This window comes from Chryseobacterium sp. Leaf394, assembly GCF_001424105.1.
Taxonomy (GTDB): Bacteria; Bacteroidota; Bacteroidia; order Flavobacteriales; family Weeksellaceae; genus Chryseobacterium.
In genome coordinates this window covers 45,737-64,699 of the sequence record NZ_LMQH01000006.1, presented here as the reverse complement: position 1 = coordinate 64,699, position 18,963 = coordinate 45,737, and the positions used below count along the sequence as shown (strand labels likewise).

General features: G+C 36.1%; 17 protein-coding genes. 3 read left to right on the top strand and 14 right to left on the bottom strand.

Annotated elements, in window-relative coordinates; genetic code table 11:
- Positions 1–14 precede the first annotated feature (14 nt).
- The 8 genes from ASG21_RS02535 to ASG21_RS02500 form a co-directional block, all read right to left on the bottom strand.
- A complete protein-coding gene (locus ASG21_RS02535; protein ID WP_128414200.1) occupies positions 15–332 on the bottom strand; it encodes a hypothetical protein in 318 nt (105 codons plus the stop codon).
- Between the two features lie 265 nt (positions 333–597).
- Positions 598–1,023, bottom strand: coding sequence for a hypothetical protein (locus tag ASG21_RS02530; RefSeq protein WP_056075417.1), 426 nt, complete (start codon positions 1,021–1,023; stop codon positions 598–600).
- A gap of 6 nt (positions 1,024–1,029) precedes the next feature.
- On the bottom strand, positions 1,030–1,743 hold the full coding sequence (locus ASG21_RS02525; RefSeq protein WP_056075414.1) for a tetratricopeptide repeat protein: 714 nt from the start codon (positions 1,741–1,743) through the stop codon (positions 1,030–1,032).
- A 68-nt stretch (positions 1,744–1,811) separates the two neighbouring features.
- Positions 1,812–7,505: a DUF3320 domain-containing protein gene (locus ASG21_RS02520; protein WP_056075412.1), complete on the bottom strand. Its 5,694-nt coding sequence runs from the start codon at positions 7,503–7,505 to the stop codon at positions 1,812–1,814.
- A gap of 137 nt (positions 7,506–7,642) precedes the next feature.
- On the bottom strand, positions 7,643–8,092 hold the full coding sequence (locus ASG21_RS02515) for a hypothetical protein (protein WP_056075409.1): 450 nt from the start codon (positions 8,090–8,092) through the stop codon (positions 7,643–7,645).
- Between the two features lie 150 nt (positions 8,093–8,242).
- Positions 8,243–9,352: a TlpA disulfide reductase family protein gene (locus ASG21_RS02510; RefSeq protein ID WP_056075406.1), complete on the bottom strand. Its 1,110-nt coding sequence runs from the start codon at positions 9,350–9,352 to the stop codon at positions 8,243–8,245.
- Between the two features lie 146 nt (positions 9,353–9,498).
- Positions 9,499–10,254: a DUF2490 domain-containing protein gene (locus ASG21_RS02505; protein ID WP_056075403.1), complete on the bottom strand. Its 756-nt coding sequence runs from the start codon at positions 10,252–10,254 to the stop codon at positions 9,499–9,501.
- Between the two features lies 1 nt (position 10,255).
- Positions 10,256–10,702 (bottom strand): PepSY-like domain-containing protein, encoded by a 447-nt coding sequence (locus tag ASG21_RS02500; protein WP_056075400.1) that lies wholly within the window; start codon positions 10,700–10,702, stop codon positions 10,256–10,258.
- A 298-nt stretch (positions 10,703–11,000) separates the two neighbouring features.
- Here ASG21_RS02500 and ASG21_RS02495 point away from each other — a divergent pair, with 298 nt between their 5' ends.
- On the top strand, positions 11,001–11,438 hold the full coding sequence (locus tag ASG21_RS02495; protein ID WP_056075396.1) for a cupin domain-containing protein: 438 nt from the start codon (positions 11,001–11,003) through the stop codon (positions 11,436–11,438).
- Between the two features lie 332 nt (positions 11,439–11,770).
- On the opposite strand, the gene ASG21_RS02490 is transcribed toward ASG21_RS02495, so the two are convergent.
- The gene (locus ASG21_RS02490; RefSeq protein ID WP_056075393.1) at positions 11,771–12,580 is read right to left on the bottom strand and encodes an HAEPLYID family protein; all 810 of its coding nucleotides are present in this window, start codon (positions 12,578–12,580) and stop codon (positions 11,771–11,773) included.
- A 62-nt stretch (positions 12,581–12,642) separates the two neighbouring features.
- Entirely contained in the window at positions 12,643–13,512 is an 870-nt protein-coding gene (locus tag ASG21_RS02485) for a LysR substrate-binding domain-containing protein (protein ID WP_056075390.1), read from the bottom strand.
- A gap of 100 nt (positions 13,513–13,612) precedes the next feature.
- Here ASG21_RS02485 and ASG21_RS02480 point away from each other — a divergent pair, with 100 nt between their 5' ends.
- Complete coding sequence (locus tag ASG21_RS02480) at positions 13,613–14,794, top strand: MFS transporter (RefSeq protein WP_056075387.1); 1,182 nt, start codon at positions 13,613–13,615, stop codon at positions 14,792–14,794.
- A gap of 3 nt (positions 14,795–14,797) precedes the next feature.
- A complete protein-coding gene (locus ASG21_RS02475; RefSeq protein WP_056075383.1) occupies positions 14,798–15,514 on the top strand; it encodes an MBL fold metallo-hydrolase in 717 nt (238 codons plus the stop codon).
- An 11-nt stretch (positions 15,515–15,525) separates the two neighbouring features.
- Here the strand turns inward: ASG21_RS02475 and ASG21_RS02470 are convergent, their stop codons facing one another.
- The 4 genes from ASG21_RS02470 to ASG21_RS02455 all read right to left on the bottom strand — a co-directional run bounded on the left by ASG21_RS02470 (position 15,526) and on the right by ASG21_RS02455 (position 18,923).
- Positions 15,526–16,803: a HAMP domain-containing sensor histidine kinase gene (locus ASG21_RS02470; protein WP_056075380.1), complete on the bottom strand. Its 1,278-nt coding sequence runs from the start codon at positions 16,801–16,803 to the stop codon at positions 15,526–15,528.
- Positions 16,800–17,477, bottom strand: coding sequence for a response regulator transcription factor (locus ASG21_RS02465; RefSeq protein WP_056075377.1), 678 nt, complete (start codon positions 17,475–17,477; stop codon positions 16,800–16,802). Before ASG21_RS02465 ends, ASG21_RS02470 begins: the two co-directional genes overlap by 4 nt.
- Before the next feature lie 72 nt (positions 17,478–17,549).
- Positions 17,550–18,233, bottom strand: coding sequence for a hypothetical protein (locus ASG21_RS02460; RefSeq protein WP_056075374.1), 684 nt, complete (start codon positions 18,231–18,233; stop codon positions 17,550–17,552).
- A gap of 204 nt (positions 18,234–18,437) precedes the next feature.
- Positions 18,438–18,923, bottom strand: coding sequence for a hypothetical protein (locus ASG21_RS02455; protein ID WP_056075371.1), 486 nt, complete (start codon positions 18,921–18,923; stop codon positions 18,438–18,440).
- Positions 18,924–18,963: the final 40 nt, after the last annotated feature.

Genomic DNA, 18,963 nt, shown 5'->3' with positions numbered 1-18,963 from the left:
TAAGTTTCATAAAATCAAGCAAGTTGACCTTTATCAGATTCGGTTTCACAAATAAGACAAAAAAGGTCCTCCCTTAAAACACGGTTAAGTCTGTAATCGAGAATTGCTCTGATTTCAAGATCAAAATCATGTTCGGCAACAGATTTCATTGGCTCTGATTTTTTTTCAGGTAAAATCATTTTGCTTTTAATATTGTTTGATTCAGTTTTTGCAGTGTCTCTCTGCGAAGCCGTTGCGGCAGAATCTATTTTAAGCTGGTTTTCCAATGCCTGGTTTTGTGCAAACATAAAATGGCAGCTAACCAGAAATATAATTTGTAAAAATTGTTTCATCGATGACTATTTGTGAAACTAAGGTAAGAAAAATCTGGACTGATTTTCTCCTGTTTGTGATTTTTATGAAAAATAATTTATGATTAAGAGCCTGTTTAAATTTCATCAGAATTAATTTGCTCCGACCCTTCCTTCGACAAGCTCAGGATGACATAGGAGTTAATTTTGATGAAATTTTCAAGGCATTTTTCCACCCTTTAGGGTTGGGGGAAAAAAATGACTTGAAAATTTGTTTTTTAATCATTTTTAAATAGGCTCTGAGAATTTACAATTTTTTAAAACGATACGGAATCTTCACAATATCTATCACTTTCTGTCCCTGATTGTTTTTTCCGGCAGTCCATTTTATATCCTGAGTCGATTTTGTGGCGGCGGCTTTTACTTCTTTATTAAAAATTTCATTTTTTCCGTAGGTAGAAATATTAAGAACGTTACCCTCTTGGTCTATCTTTAAAATGATCTCAGTACTTAAATTACTACCTGCATTTTTCAGATTATTTTTGTTGATATTCTGGTCAATCTTCTTCAAAAATGCCTTGTTTCCATCCGGAAATTGTGCAGGAAAAGTTACCCTCGGCGGTGGCGGAACGGATTGATCCTGCGGTTGGGAAGATTGGTAGCGGTGTGATATTTTTTGTGAAAAACTGATGGAGAATATTGAGAGGGCTAAAAGTGATAATGCTTTTTTCATTTTTTATTATTTACAAAATTCTGCAATGCTGTTTTGCGTTGTAATTCCTAATTTTTCTGCCATTTTAAAGTCTTTACAAGCCTCATCATTCAAATTCAGTTGGTGCTCAAAAGTTGCTTTATAAAAATATGCCATTCCATATTTTGGATTGATTTCAATAGACTTTTTTAGCGAAGATATTGCATCCAATGGCTTATTTAAATAAGATTGACAAATTGCTTTTGAATAATATGTTGTAGAATTTTTTTTATCATAAATTAATGCCTTATCGAAGTATATTAGTGCCGATTCAAAATCTGCTTTCTGAGATTTTATATTCCCTAAGTATAGATAGCCCATTGAGAAATTGGGCATTAATTCTGTGACTTCTCTAAAATCCTTTTCGGAATTGTCGTAGTCTCCAACAACGTAATAGATAGAACCTCGACCAAAGAGTGCTAATTTGAATTTTGCATCTATTTCAATTGCTTTTGTGTAGTTTTCTATTGCCTTTTCATATTTTCCTTCGACACTGTAAGTATAACCAAGTCCATAAAATGCATTTGCGTTTTTTGAATCAGCTTTTATCGATTTTTCAAATTCCTTCTTAGCATTTTCAAAATCAGACGCTAAGACGTAATTATTAGCTCTGATAAAAGAATCATCGCAAGGTTGCTGTGTTTTTTGAGTACAGCTGATAATCGAAAAAATAATAATAAGAATTTTATAAGTTTTTGTCATTTTAGATATATTTTAAATTATTGGAAGCAGGAAAATTCTATTTTTAAATTATAATGTGAGCAAATCTATCACCCCAAAACAATTCTCCCGTCAACCTCCTTCAGCATCCCTTTCTCAATCAGATCTTCCACACAAAACTTCACCACCGCATCAATCTGTGAGCCCACTTTCGAAAAACCAAAAGTCTTGCAAACCGCACGCACTAATTCTTCTTTATTCAGACTCAAACTCGAATGCATCAGTTCCATCATCGCCACAGAAATTTCTTCAGGCGCGATCTCGTCGATCAGCCTTTTTTCCGTGGAATTATCTCTGTAAAAATCAAGTTTTTGAGGCTGTGAATTTTCACTCCAGTAAAATTTCTGATAACTTTCCGTAGTTTGAATGTTCGGAATGGTAGCTAAAGTTTCCAACAGATAGGTATTCAGTTTTCCGCCAGCTCTTGACGTATTCCAAAGCTTGAGAATCTTTCTGAACAAAGCATTCTGGCTGATTGGTGATTCCGTATCAATAATGGTTTTAATCTGACTTAAAAGAATTGGTCTGTTTTCAAAATAATAAATCGATTCCGAGTTGGCATTGACTGCAGGACTTAAATCCGCCGCAACGTACGGAATTATTTTAGTAGGCTTTTCCGCTTCCGAAACTTCGCTCAGATAGACTTTTTCAGAAGTTTTCAGTTCGGTGATTTCTTCCTTTTTTTCTTTAACCTGCGTTTTGATTTTTTCCAGTTCAGCCTCAATTCTTTCAATAATTTTCTCCTTATTCTTAATCCAGTCCAATGTCCAGATTCTGAAAACATTCCAGCCCAAACCTTTCAGTACATTCGGCACAAGCAATTCGCGGTCATTGGTGGTGTGGATATTAAAATAATTCTCACTGTCTAACAAAATCGCCAGAAGATATTCGCTTTCGTTTTCAGGATCGATTATTCCGATGTCGATTTTATATTCTGAAGTTCCGATGTTGGTTTTGATTTTCAAACCGTGCTCTTCAAGGGTTTTCGCAATAGAATTCACCATCAGTTTCTGTTGACTGACGGTTTGATTTGAATTTTGATACACTAAACCTTTTTCAGAAAAATTCAGGAAGTTTTTTAATCCCAAAACGCCTTCCGAACCCGTTCTGTTCATGTCGATCTGGTCGCCTTTTAACGAAGAAAAAACTTTCATTTCGTAGCGTGCTCTTGTCACAGCAACATTCAGTCTTCTCCAGCCACCATCGCGGTTGAGCGGGCCGAAATTCATAGAAACTTTTCCGTCTTCATCGGGACCGTAGCCAATCGAAAAGAGAATAATATCTCTTTCATCACCCTGTACATTTTCAAGATTTTTAATGAAAATAGGTTCTTCAGAATTGATGGTAAACTCTTCCAAATGCGGATTTTCCTGAAATAATTTCTGCAGCAAATCTTCTATTAAACCTTGCTGAGTCTGACTGAAAGTTACCACTCCAATCGATTTTTTATTTTTATTTTCGAGATGAATCCGGATGTATTCTATAATCGCTTCCGCCTCATTTTTGTTGGTTCTTGTTTTTCCTTTGTCGTAAAATCCGTCAATAAATTCAAACGTTACTTTTCGGTTTAAATCATCCGGAGACGGGAAGGTGAGGAGTTTATTGTCATAAAAATGAGCATTCGAGAACGAAATTAAACTTTCATGCTTACTTCGGTAATGTCGCAACAGATAATTCGAAGGAATTGAAAGTGCGAGACAGTCATCGAGAATACTTTCCAGATCTTCGAGCTCAAAATTTTCTTCATCCACTTTTTGGGAAGCAAAGAAACTCGTGGGCGGCATCTGCTTCGGGTCGCCCACAATAATCGCCTGTTTTGCCCTTGCCAAAGCACTTACTGCCTCAGAAGTCGGCAACTGCGACGCTTCATCGAAAATTACCAGATCAAAATGCTCTTCATTCACATCAAAATACTGCGCTACCGAAATCGGACTCATCAACATACACGGTTTCAGCCGCGGGATTAAAGTTGGAATCTGGTCAAATAATTTTCTGATGGATAAACCTCTACCTTTGTTCCGGATTGCTTTCTGCAAAATCCCGATTTCTGAGCTCTGAACGGCTTCCTGAGAAAAATTCGGGATGCGGTCGCTGAGCTTCATCGTCAGCTGGTTTTTCGTCAGTTCAGTAAATTCTTTATGCAGATTTTTATACTGCTGAATCTGAGATTCATAAATATTGGCATCAAAACCGTTCAAAGTTCCCGAGCTGTAAATGGTTTTAATGAATAAATTCAGATGAATGATTTTTTCAAATTCGAGTTCCAAAGATTCCGTGTCAAGCCAGCCTTTTTCAAGGAAATCGATGAACCAGGTGAGGTTCAAATCCTTCGCTTTCTCTTTTAAGCCATTAAAATTAATCCAGTCTTCCAGCTGATTAATATTCTGAACAACGGTCTGCAGATCAGCATCGCCAGGAATTTCTTCTACATATTCCAAGAGATTATTTTCGGCATCGTGGAGCTCTTTCAGCTTTTCAACATTTTCAGAAATGTTCTGACTGTTATTCTGTTTTAAAGAAAAATCTTTCAGCCATTCCGGGAAATTTCTGATGGATATTTTTTGGGCTAAATCTTTCGCATTTTCAATGGTTTTTAAATCTTTTTCAATCGCCGAAATATCAAATGCACTTCCATTAAAATAAAGATTCGTCACCGGTGAAAGCGCGTTGTAATGGAGATTGGAAAGTTGATTTTTAAGCTGCTGATAATTTTCAAGCTTCTCAAAAAGTCCGTCAATCTGCACATCAGATTCTATTCCTGATTTGGCGTAACCGTTCAGCTGTTGCTTGACTTTCCTCTGTTTAAACCATTTTGGAATAAACCAGGTATGTTTCGCCTGATTCCACAACAGTTTTAATGAAGCAAAATCAATATTTAAGATGGAAGAATTAAAATTGGAAGTGATTTGACTTTCAGTTTGTTGAAACTGCGTCTGTTGCGCCATCCAGTTTTTAAATAAATTCAGCTGACCTTCATTAAAAACCAGATCAATCAACCCTGATTTTACCGGATTATCTTTTAAAAACTCAAGTAGTTCCACACTATCCGCATTCGAAACTTCCTCGAGCTGAAACAGTATTTTAATCTGCGTAGCCGCATTTTTCTTTTCATTAAACTGAGAAATTGCCGACAGAATCAGGTTTTTATTTTCAAACTGATGGCTCGATGTTTTGATCGGTCGCAAAGAATGAAGCGAAGGCTGCCCAACCTTTTGCACAATCGAAGCGAATGGAATCAACCAGTCTTTCCACTGATTCCAGTTGAAAACATCAGCACTTTCCAGAGGAAAATTGATGTGAAAACGTTCGTCTGCTTTTACGTGATTGGTTTCCAGAAAGGCAATCGTATCAAATAAACTCCAGCCAATCGGGAATTTCTGATGCAGATCATTCACATATTTTCCGAGTTCTTTTCTGCGCTCGTCAAGGCGTTTTGCCTCTTCGTGATAATCAGCGTTGATTTTATATTTCGGAACTTCCAGTGTTCTTTCAAACTGTTTCAGAACATCCGATTTCTTCGATTTATTGGAATGCAGTTCGAGACAGAATGCGCCCAGACCAATATTTTCCAGACGGTTGTGAACCACATCCAAAGCGGCTTTTTTGGCAGCCACGAAAAGCACTTTTTTATCATTCGACAAAGCGTCGGCGATGATGTTGGTAATCGTCTGTGATTTTCCGGTTCCGGGAGGCCCGTGGAGAATGAAACTTTTGTTGAGGTTGGCATTTTTTACGGCATTCAACTGAGAATTGTCCGTTGAAATCGGCAAAACCAATTCAGAAGCAGAGATGTTTTCCAGACTTTCCACATCATTTTCCACGCTTTCCAAAGTTCCGGTCAGGCGGCCGTCGATCAGACTTTTTACAATCGAAGATTTCTGAATTTCTTCTGAATACTTTGAAATATCCTGCCAAAGAATCAATTTATTGAAAGAAAAAATACCCAAAACCAACTGCTCCAGAACATCCCAACCTTCAAGATTGAGAACGGCATTTCGGATAATCGCCAAAACTTTCGGAACATCAACTCCCGATTCGTCCATCGGAAGATTTTCGAGGCTGTTGATGTTGAGTTTGAATTCCTGTTTTAAATATTCAAGCAGCGTAATGTTGATCATGGTTTCCTCCTCACGGCTTCGAAGCGTAAATTTAGAATTCACTGACTTCCGCGACAGTTCCACGGGAATTAATAAAATAGGAGCGAGCCTCGGAATGTCTTTATTTTTAGGTTCAAACCATTTCAGCAATCCGATTCCCAGATAGAGTGTACTTTTTCCGTTTTCTTCTTCGGCAAGTTTGGCGCTTCGGTAAAGGTTCGTGAGAATATTGTCGAGGTCGTCCTGATGATAATACGTTAAAAGTCGGTTGTATTTGAACTCATCTTCCGCCAGTTTGAAAAGCGGTTGCGATTGATGCAGAGGTTCGCCGTACAGACTGTATTTTCTCAGCACCGCCTGATTGTTATCGGAATGAATCGTGAATGATTTTCCGTCTGCTAAGCTGTCTTCGAGCACATTTATTTTCGTGTCAATCAGCTGAAGCATACTTTTGGTAAAGCGAAGATTCAGAAGATTGTTTCTGAGCGAAAGATCGAGCAGTTTTCTTTCCCAGACTTTCTGTTTGGTTAAATTTGAAAAATCGGTCAGCTCGAGATCGTCGTACTGCGTTCCCAAATTAAAATCCTGATCGAGCTCAGTTGAATGTGGAATTGAACTGAAATCCTGACTCTGAATTGTTTCATTTTTAAGAAGTGGGAGCGGAGAGATTCCTGCTGATCTTGCGTTTTTAATATCCAGTGACAACAGAAATTTCGATGAATCCATCAGCTGGGTCTCCGCAGAGTTCATGGCATCTTTGAATGAAATTTGAGTCCCTCTGCATAAACTGGTTGATTCGATTAAAGCAATTTCTTTAATTCCCGAAGCAATTCTTTTGGAAATCGCCGCCTGATCAAAATTGACGATTCCGTCGAAACGATGATCATCCAACCAGACTCCAACAAAGGCATGACCTTCCGTTACAACGATGATCGGATTGAGATCAATCGCCTCCAGACACGCTGCGAAAAGCAGTGAAATATCAATGCAGTTCCCGAATTTTGTTTCCAAAACGGTGTCTACAAGCCTGATTCTTTGTCCGTTCTTTTCAAAGCTTGGCGGCATTGAGCTGTAAATCAAATCCAGATTTTGAATAGATTTATAAATCGCCGAAACCATTTGTAAAACTCTTTCCTTACTTTTCTGCTGATAGCCCTCAAACGACGGCGTGAGTTTATTTCTCGCTAAAATATCAATGGCATCCGCTTTCAGTTTATACAAAGAAGTGTTGTTGGAAAGAACGTAAGAGGCCAGAAGTTGCGGATACGACTGCAGTCCACCAAAATAATCCATCGGCAAAACTTCTATGCTGAAACTCTTTTCAAAAATAGATTCACCGTCTTTAAAAACCTGAATTTTAATCTGATCTAAATCTTTTTCCGTCAGTCTCTTCAGCAAATTATTATTAAAAACAAAGTTGAAAAGGGAGATTTTATACAGCGCATTCGCCTTAATTTTATCGATATAAACATCGTATTTTTCAAACAAACCTAATGAAGAACTGATCTGAAGATTGAGGTTTTCAAAATCCTCAGTCACGTCTCTGAAGGCAATGCTCTGTAGAAAAGGATATTGGTTCAGGCAAAAAGTATAGTTGAAATAAGGGCTGTGCTGTATCTGTAAGTCAAACGGAATAATCTGATTCATAAATGTATTTTGTGATCACTCTCTTTTTCGGGAGATAATGCAATTTAGAAATAAAAGGGGTAATCACAAAATGGTTTGCCGTAAAGAGAAAAATTAAGACTTAAAATTGTTTTTTTAAGCAGTAAATTCTGTTTTTTCTAAGATTTTTCAAGAAACGAATTAATAATTTTTTCTAATTTGGTTCGATCATCATTGCCAATTTCAGATTCTGTATCGTTTAATACTTCTATTAAAATATTGTACTCGCAAAAATCTTTTATTTTATTTCTTTTTAAAATTTTAAAAATGATATTATTGATTTCTGCAGTTAATATTTCAATTTTAGGAAGATTGTTAGCTATTAGTTTACTATTTAAGGCTTCTGTTTGACCTTTTGTCAAATATTTTATTTGACTTAAATTATCCATTAATCCTACTTTTAATGCTTTATGTGCTCGTACACTACTTTCAGTTTCCCATTTGGTAAGTATTTTTATAGGAGATATTTCATCAGAAAATTCAATACCCATCAAACTTGAATTAAACTCCCAAAGCACTTCTAAAATTGCTTTATATTTGTAGTAATTATTTTTATTTATCTCTAACATTTAGAAGTTTTTTCATTACAAAATTATTAATTTTATTTACTTAAAAACCACATCCAGCGCCAGATAACTCACATCATACGGGTGATTTCCTCCCACCAGATTATTCATATACTTAATACTAAATTTCAGGGTAGTAATTTTTATTTAAGATTATTCCAGATATTTTTTTATCTCATCCTCAATCTGATCCAGCTCGCCTAGTTTTCTGGCTACAATTTTTCCGTTGCGGTCAATCAATATCTGAAGAGGGTATCCTGAGGCGTTGAGTTTTTTCGGAAATTCTTTTTTTACATCGAAATAGTTTTTCCATTCAACATTGTTTTTTCTCAAAATTTCAGTTGCTTTTTCCATGCTTTCTTTTTTATTCTCGTCGGCCACACTTATAAAGTTAATTCCTTTCTCTTTAAATTTCTTATGAAGTTCAACGAGTTTTGGAAGATCCTCGATGCAAGGTTTGCACGTGATAGACCAATAATCAACCAGCGTCAATGTATGTTTGGAAAAGTTATCCTTAGAAATTTCTAAAGTCTTATCGAAGATTACATCGGGAAAATTTCCACCAACACCAGTCGAATTTTCAATATCAATAATCTTTTTAAATTCTGTATAGCTTGAGTTTTTCTTCAATTCTTTAGAGAATAGAGCTAATGATGCAAGATAAGATTTGTTAAACTGATATCTCGAAAAATCACTTACTATTTCCCAAAATGCAACAATAGAGTTAGGGTTTTTCCTGATATAATTTTGCAGAAATTGGTGTTTGGCTTCAATATCATTTGGATCATTATTTTGAAAAATTTTTAATTTGCTGTCAAAGTCTGATAACTGTTTTTTTAATGCAGCGTATTCCTTATTAGCAGGTGTTTCTGTGTCTAAGAATAAGGTGATATGTTCTTTTCTGCTGATTGAAATTTTCATGTCGCCTTTCTCCATGAAAAAAGGTTTTGTCATATAACCACCATTAATTTTGGGATCGTAATAAGAAATTTCAAATGGCTGCGGATATTTAATTATCCCTTCAACATTGTTCTCGGAGTTTATTTTAATTTTTACAGATTTATATTTTTGATCAAAAATGACTTGTTGATCTGAACTGACATCATAATTGTAAATTTTATTAATGTTTCCCGTACTCGTTAAAGGTTGTATGAATAGCGAATCTTTATCGAATTCGGGCGCATTTATTCTTAAATTGAAATTGCTCTGCGCAGACACAAATCCCGTAATAAATATGCTGTAGATTACAAAACATTTTTTCATTTGTTTTTTGTTTTTTTTGTTTTCTCAAAAATAGGTTTTTTGTGAATTCGAAATATAATTTTATTAATTTGTGGCTTGAAGGTAAATTCTACATATATTAAGTACAGTAACGACTGAATCTCAAAATAGAACAACCTACAGACTTGCTATTTCTTCTTTTTTCCACTAAAAACCATATCCAGCGCCAGATAACTCACGTCATACGGGTGATTTCCTCCCACCAGGTTATTCATATAACCAATATCAAAAGTCACAGCGGAATTTTTTGGGGTGACGGAGTAATAAGCGAGAAAACGGCTTTCATGGTATTTCAAATCGCTCCATTCTTTTGACACAAAATCTTTTTCGGTGGAAAATAACTGCTCGGAACTGATAATTACTTTTTTGGTGGCATCTTCATTCAGGTCAACACTCAATTGCAGTCGCAACCGGCTTCTTAAAGCAAAAGTTTCAGCATCTTCCAGACTTTTCGGGGCGAAAAATTTTCTGAATTCCTGTCTGAAAGTGGGTGTTATTTTAAATTTTGAACCTTTAAAAGCATAAGACAGTCTTCCATACAGCCTTATTTCCTGCTGGTCAACCGTTTGATTCGTTGCAGCCATTTTTTCTTTCTGATCCCTCAGACTTAATGCGAACGAATACTTCCAGTTGCTTTTAAATGTTCTGTAAAACTCCTGATTAAGAACCCAAATTGAAGATTTTTGCACAGGATTAAGCAACGTTTCACCCGTTCTTCCCATTGCGACGTAGCTCATGGATTCCCATTTTTTATTGATTTTTTTCTTTATTCCCAAAGCAAACCAGCCCGCCGATTTTGCATGTCCTAATCCCGGCGGACTGATTTGTGCAGAAATATGCAAGACAATGCCTATTAAAGCACTGAGAACCAAAAATTTCTTCATTTTAATCTGCTCTCTTCTCTAAAATTCTTCCCTGCGCGTCAAAAACCACTTTCCATTCCTGAGAAATATTTTTCAGTTCGACATGGTAAATTACTTTTCTGCCTTCCGTAATTTTCTTAAGATCATCGGTTCTGTAGCCTGCAAAAGATTTGTTGATCGAGGCCAATACAGCTTTCGGAAGATTACCTTTAGAAATTTCTTCCTCGTGTCTCACCAGTTTTCCGTCTCTTGAATACAGAACTTTGTGGTCGTCGCCTAAAAATCCTGTTTCAAATTCCACTTCATATAGATTTCCTTTAATTTCCCAGTCGGTATCTGCGGCTTTTGGAAAACTCTTCTGAAAGTTGTTGAGAATCACGGAAGGAACTTCATTCTGATGAATATCCTGCGCTGAAATGTGGGTTAAACTTAAACCAAAAATGCTGATGGCTGCAATTAAATTTTTCATAACGTAAATTTTTTATAATGCTAATTTCCGACACGATTCTGGAAACAATTGGGAATATTTTTTAATTTTTTAAACCATTAAGATTTGTTAAGGAGTTAAAATGGTTTAAGGGAAATAAATTTCTTGAGATTCAACTTTATTTTCTCTCACAGATTAAATGTTTTTGAATGTTTCTTCTGAGTAAAATCTGGGTGTTTTTTTGAAATACTTTAAAGTTTTTAGATCCGAAAACTATTGAAAGCCGGAAATTCAGAACAGAATTGAATATCTTTGAAAAGATTGTTTTAATAATTTAAAAATGAAAATATTTTCACCACTCATCGCTGCCGTCTTCATCATGCTGTTTCAGCAAAAAATGTATGCTCAGAAAGTTGAACAAGCAAAAGTGCCTGGTAATTACACCATCGAAAATTGCGTCAACGAATTTGATTTAGCTCAGGCAAAAAAAACAAATTCCGGTTATCAGTATTGGTTCGCCGACAAAAAGTTTACTGAAGAAAACACCTTAAAGATGAGTATTGTAGAGCCCGGAAAATCTACACATGCACCACATCGTCATCCTGAAGAAGAATTTTTTTATATTTTGGAAGGAAAAGCTTCGTTTTATCTCAACGGAAAAACCGTCGAAGTCGGCCCGAATACCAGTTTGTACTGTCCGCCCAACTCAGAGCATGGAATCAGCAATGCTGGAGATAAAGATTTGAAATATCTGGTGATTAAAAAGGATTTGCGGTAATTTTAAAACCTTTTTATTTGAAAAAAAATATCATACAGATGAAACAGATTGAGCAGAAAAATTAAAAATCTGCGGGAATTTTTAAAAAAAATTAACGATGATCCACAATTTTTACTTTTAAAAGTACTCTGTATTTCTTGTTTAAGTCAACGCCTTTGTATAACTTAAAAACGATCATAATTGGAAATTCTCTGTTTGACTTTGCGTTAAATTAAATTTTATAACTAATCACGGATGTTCAAAAAATTTGATCAAAGATGAATTCCTGCTTTAGAAAGTTTAAGAAATTCAGCGGATTGCGTTGTCAATAGCAATAAAAATTACAACTTTAATCAAGGCTCATATACCAATCTGAAAAACGAAGACATATTTTCTTTATCGTGAGAAACAGGAATTCCCGTTACGATTCCTACCGCAAAATGAGAATCCAGTTTGATTTTGATTTGTGGACGGAGCGTGACAAACATTTTTCCGTGGGTGATTTCTTTATTCACTTCCATCCCGATGAAATGACCGGAGTTGGGTAGCGAATACATCACGGAAGTATTGATCTGCCAGTCGACCAGAGTTCCTTTTTCGCCCAGTTCATGCTGAATCATCGGATAGGTATAAACCAAAGTGTGTATGTTTGAACCCCATTTTTTCGCTGCCACAAAAAACGGACTGTACACCAAGGCGGTAATGAATTTTCCTCTGCCGTAATTTTTAAAATCTGTGAACTCCAGAACCTGCGTGTAGCCCAAAGCCATCGAAGTCTGAGATTTTTCCGAAACAAAAAACGTGTACTGCGCAGAAAGCCTGATTCCGTCTAATCGGTTTCCCGGAATCTGTTCTCTGGCTGAATTGTTTTTCGGAGTGAAAAAAGAAAAATCGGTTTCCACCTCAAGACCTAATCTGTTGACCGGCGCAAATTCGTATTCGGCTAAATATCCGTTTTCTCTGTAATCAGTTCCGCTTGAAAAATCGGCTCCAAGATTAAATTCTTTTTCGCCTTTTCTGGCTCCGAGATCCCGCACCAAATCCTGAAAAATAGGTTCTGCATGAGAAACTTTTACAGGTTTAGACTGTGCTTGTGCAAATGATGAGATGCATCCTAAAATACTTAAAATTCCTGTGAATATAATTCGTTCCGTAGTTTTCATACTGCAAATCAACAGTACGAATCGGGAAAAATTTGGGAAGAAATCTGGAAAGAACTGGGAATTTAGATTTTCATAATTATTTCAGAAAAACTTTTCATTGCCTCGGTTTGATACGCTTCTTTCAGCTGCATTAAAACAGCCTTGCGTTCAGCCTTATTTTCTGTGATCGGAATCGTCACCAGATTTTGTCTGTCATTTACTGTAGAATCGGCAAGTATGGTGTGAAAAATTCCGTTTTCGACAATCTCTATCAAAGTAGGAATGTCATTGATTTTCATTTTTACGTTGGGAGAAATATGATTTTGTTTAAATAAATCCATGACATAATGTGTGGTGCTGAAACCGTCAAAAGGCATTGCCAAAGGGAGTTCAGCAATGGTTTTAAGATTGATTTTTTTCAGTTTTGAAAATTCAGAATTTGTAGAAGTTACGAACATCATTTCAGAAACAAATAGATTCTGATACGTGAAATTTTCTGCCGGATGAGCTTCCTGATAACTTAAAACCAGATCAAGTTCAGCATCGCTTAATTTTTTCAGCAGAATATCGGTAGTTTCAAAAAGGATTTCAAGATTGATCTGAGGATAATTCTGAATGAAATTTTTCACAGCAGGAACCAGTATCGAACGAAGTCCATACGAAACACCAATCATAAGACTTCCGCGTGAGAGTTTTTTTAGATCATTCATCGCCAGTAAAGATTCTTCAGAGCTCCGAATCGATTTTTTGGCAAACTCAGCGAAAACATTTCCGGCTTCGGTAAGCTGAATTCTTTTCCCGATTCTATTGAAAAGCGGCGTATCAATTTCCATTTCCAACTGTTTAATCTGTTGGGAAAGCGTACTTTGACTGATGTGCATCGCATTCGCAGCTTCCGTAAAGTTCATCAGCTCTTTGGCTTTGAGGAAATATTTCAGTTGACGGAGTTCCATTCGTAAATCGGTTTTATAGATTGATGTTATCGAAATAAAGCGTTTTACAAATTTAAAAATTATACTGAACTTTGCTTTATCAAAATAATTTAAACAGCAAATGGACAAAGCGGAAAAAAATACAAAACGGTTATGGGCGATCCAGATCTGTATTTTTCTTTCGGGTTTGTCGGTCTTTTCACAGCTCTATTTATTTCAGCCTCTGCTTCCCAATGTCGCTTCAGAATTCAAGACTTCCGTTGGTGACAGTTCGCTGTTGGTCTCTTCATCGACGATAGGAATGGCTACCGGACTGTTGTTTTTTTCATTTAAAGCTGATGCATTTTCAAGGAAAAAACTCATGCTGTTCTCTTTACTCAGTTCTGCATTTTTAACTTTAATTTCCTCATACGTCCATCAACTTGAAATCCTTGTTTTTCTCGGTGTTTTAAAAGGTTTTGTTATTTCGGGAGTGTCGGCAGTCGCTCTGGCGTACATCACTGAAGAAGTCTCAACCTCAGTGTTGGGTTTGACCTTGAGCATGTATCTGAGCGGAAATATTATCGGAGGTATGAGCGGAAGAATTTTTGCAACCTTACTGGCAGGAGAAGTGGGATGGCGCGACGCTGTTTTAATCATCGGCATTGAAAGTCTTTTTCTGGCTTTGGTTTTCTGGAAATTTTTCCCTGAATCTCAATTTTTCAGACCACAGAGACAGCGTCTGGCTTTAAAAATGCGACAGATGAAAACGTTTTTTTCTGATCCTGATTTTTTAAGTTTATACTTCATCGCTGCTTTGCTGATGGGATCTTTTGTGAGTGTTTACAATTATCTGAGCTTCAGATTGGAACAGCCACCATTTTCGCTTAATCATGTTTTTATCGCATTCATTTTTTTAATGTACACGGTAGGTGTGCTCGGAACGATGCTTTCAGGAAGATGGTCTGTAAAATACAGTCAGCCGACGATTCTTAAAACTTCAGTATTGACCATGATTATCGGAGTTTTCTGTCTGTTTTCGACCAATGTCTGGATCGTTATTGTAGGCTTGGGATTATTCACCTTCATGTTTTTTGCAGCACACACGATGGCAAGCAGAATGGTAGCTGTAAAAGCAAAGGCGGGAAAAACTGCGGCAACGTCAATTTACTGGCTGTTTTATTACTTCGGATCCAGTGTGTTGGGAAGTGGCAGCGGTTATTTTCTACATGCCACATCATGGTTTTGGTTTGTCGGATTGCTCAGTCTGGCAGTTGCAGTATCATTTATTTTAACCTTAAAAACCCAGACAATTAAATCTTAAATTATGAAAGTGATCGCATTGAAAGAAGGAAATTTTTCTGTCAACAAAGAAAAAGAATTTGTGTTTCTGGATGAATCTTCGAAAGGGATTAAAATGTCCATTCAGCCATTTTTGGTGATGACTGGAACTGAAAATATTTTGCTGGATGCTGGTTTGGGATGGCTTGAAAATCATCAGCCTAAAATTTTTGCCAATCTTTCAGAACACGAAATTCAGCCTTCTCAAATCGATAAAATCTTACTTTCACATCTGCATAAAGATCATATTTCAGGTCTGGTCAACACTTCCGCCGAAGAGTGGACTTTAAATTTTCCTGATGCTGAAATTTATATCCAACAGAGAGAATATGAATTTGCTTTAAGTAAAAAAGGCAGTTTATCTTTCGATTTTGAAATTCTTGATTTTATTATTAAAAATGCTGAAATTATCTGGATGAATGAAGATTCCGGAAATATTTCCACTGAGATTACGTTTCAGGTAACCGGCGGACATTCGCCTTTTCATCAGGTTTTCTGGATTAAAAATGAAGAAGAAATTTATTTTTTTGGAGCAGATAATCTTCCGCAATCGGCTTATTTGAAATATCATTTGGCTTACAAAACGGATTTTGACGGTAAAACGGCTAAAGATCAGCGGATAGAATGGGAGATTCTCGCGATAAAAGAACACTGGAAAGTGCTGCTATATCACGATCTCGAACAATCTATTTTGGAATTTTAATACATTTAAATTTAAAACCTGACTTGGAATTCGTGCATTCCATCTTTAAAATCATACGAAACTGAGAAATCATAAAGTTCAGCAATCGCCTGTACAATCGCCAGTCCGAGACCGCTTCCGGACTGATGTTGCTCTGATTTCTGGAATCGGGTAAATATTTTTTCGGAATCCAGAGACTTTTCAATTCCGGTATTCGAAACGATCAGTTTTTTCGCTTCAATTTTCACTTCCACTTTTCCTGATTTGATATTGTGGAAAATAGCATTTCGCAATAAATTGGAAACGACAATATTGATCAATGCGGCATCGGCTTGGACGAAAAGTTCGGTGTTTTGTGAAAATTGAATTTCGACCTGTTTAAATTCGGCAATGTCCTGAAGATCTTCAATATTTCTTCCGACAATTGTATTGACTTTAATTTCCTGATTGTCAAAAAACTGTTTGTTTTCAATTTTGGTAAGCAGAAGAAGCGATTTGTTGAGGCGAACCAGTCTTTCGATGATTTCCATAATTTCTGCAATCTTTTCCGCCTGATTTTCGGTGAGATTCTCTTTTTCAATCAACAGTTCAAGCCTGCTGATGGCGATGGCTAAAGGGGTTTGAAGTTCGTGTGAAGCGTTTCCGATAAACTCTTTCTGTTGCTCATAACTTTTTTCACTGTACTGCAAAAGAGTCGTGACCGCGTCCTGCAAATCGCTGAATTCTTTGGTTTTGGTTTCAACTTTAGGATAAGCTTTGCTGATTCCCAGACGATAATTTTTCAGTTCATGCAGAAGTTCATAAAAAGGCTTCCAAAGCCGCTGCAATACAAGATTGTTAATCACCAAAATGCTGAAAATCAAAAGAACATACAATCCTGCAGCGTCCCAAAGCAGTTCTTTTACAAGATCATCTTCTTCAACCATATTGTTGAAAATTTTAAGCTCGTAGAATTTTCCGTTTTGCTCAAAAACAGTCGTTAGAATTCTTACCGGTTCCAGTTCCGGTGCTTCGTCGTCAGCGTCCTGAGCATAAATTTCGGTGTCTTTGTACGTATCTTTAAAGTTTAATGCCTGGCTTTTGCTTATCGGATTTACAGAAAAGAAACCTTCGTCAAAAGTTTTCTGTTGCAAAATAGTGGGATCTTTTTCTGCTTTAAAAACGATTTGTCTTTTATAATTTTCGAGCTCTTCATCTACGCTGTCTTTGATTTCATCAAGCATATTAAAATAGAAAACCACCGACCATAAACTTACGATCAGCAGAAGCCAGCTCATGAGATGAAGTATAGATTTGTTGAGCAGTTTCATTTTTCTGTCAATTTGTAACCGATTCCGTAGACTGCTTCAATTTCGATCTCGGCATTGGATTGCTGCAGTTTCTTTCTCAAATTTTTAATCTGATAATAAATAAAATCAAAATTATCTGCCTGATCGATGTGATCGCCCCAAACATGCTCTGCCAAAGCCGTTTTCGTCACCAAGCGTTTTTTATTGAGCAGAAAAAAATGGAGAATATCAAATTCTTTCCGGTTCAGCGTGATCAGCTCTCCATTTACGGAAAAGCTGCGTTCGGTAAGATCCATTTCGATATTGCCCAGCTCAATAGTATTTTTGCCGTCCTGATTTTTTCTGCGGAGAACAGCTTTTATTCTGGCGTTGAGTTCGGCATTGTGAAAGGGTTTGGTTAGATAATCATCTGCACCAAGTTCCAGTCCGGCAAGTTTATCATCAAGAGAATCTTTTGCCGAAATAATGATGACATTTTCCGATTTACCCAAGTCTTTCAGCTGCTGAAGAAGTTGCAGTCCATTTCCTCCCGGAAGCATGATGTCGAGCAGGATACAGTCGTAACTGTACAGCGCGATTTTTTCGCTTGCGGACTGATAATTTTCGGCAGTCTCTATCAGAAACTGTTCCTGAATCAGAGAATCATGAATTGATTTCAAAAGTTCTTTTTCGTCTTCTACAACAAGGATTTTCATGAAGCAAATGTAGAGAATGATTCTGGAAAGAGGTGGGAATTTTCTTTTAAACTGATTTCAAGGCCGATTGATTCATCGCATCCAACCTTCAATAATATAATTTTTCTGTTTAATTTTATATTCAGAACTGCTGTTGGGATGATACCAAAGTTCAATTCTCGCTCCGTACTGATCATCCCACGACCCTTCGTAAATTGTAAAATCTCCGGTGTAGATTTTTGTATCTGGCTTTTCGACAACAATTTTTGAATGCTCTGTAATCCTATTTTCAGATAATCTGTCGTTTGAAGTTATTTCAAATGCTTTAATATAAAAATATCCCGATTCTTTAGGTTGATGATTAGTGTAGAAATTATAAATTCCAGGCTGTGAAAGTTCTGCTAGCCTAAAATCGTTTTGCTTTAAGTCTTTTTGTGTCAATTCTTTTTCAGCAGGAATTTCAAATTTTATATTTTTTGGAATTACTTTATTAGCGCCATAGAAATCGGGTGGTGAAAATGCAAGATACATTGATACTGAAAAAAACAGAAACGCAGATACCATAATTTGAGGAAAAAGAAAGTACCATTTTTTTATTACAATTTGCACAACGGCAGAAATAAAATTTCCTAAAATATTTAAGTAGAAAATAGCCAGAGACAAATCAATTATTTCATCTTTTTTAAGAATCATTCCTAACTGGAAAATGAGGTAAGGGATTAAGTAAAATAGTATTGGTATGTACCAAGTGATAAAATATTTTTTCAGGATTTTCATTAAATTTGATTTTGGTCAGTTGAAATAAAAAGAATTAATGTAGAGGTTAAACTTATTTTTACTAAAGTCCGTACATAGTAATAATTTAGTTTTACCGCTTTGTCTGTCATTCCATAGGAATCTAAACCCTTTTGCTTTCTGAGTGTTGAGTTTCCTACGGAATGACAAAACGACGCTGATTTTAGCGCTATATGTAAAAATACGTTAATTAAATTTTTGAATTTCTGCGATAAACTTTTTAATCTCCACCGATTTCTGCGTTCCAATCAAAAGTTTCTTTCCATCTTTAAAAACAAGCTGTAATCCCAAATCACCAGAAACAGTATACGCTTTTCCTCTTCCGAAAGATACAATTCGTAATCCCCAGCCACCATAATCCATCAATGGCGAATATTCTCTGATGTAAGCTTTCTCTATAGATTTCCAAGGGAAATATTTGAACTGAAAATGAAATGGGAAAAGGCGAACTCTGATTCCTAAAGCATCTATTTTAGTTTCTAATTTAATAATGAAAAACAAAAGGAAAATTAAAATGGGAATGGCTAAAAAAATAATCAATTCCGTAGTAGAGAAAAATTCAGCATTACCGATTGAATTGTATGCGGAAAATCCGAGCACAAAAACGATAATCAGCCAAAGCCACCACTGCCTGAAACGTTGGATTCCGTAAAATTCGGGATTGTCTTTCATTGGAATTAATCAATATTTAAAAATAAGAAATTTTTAATTT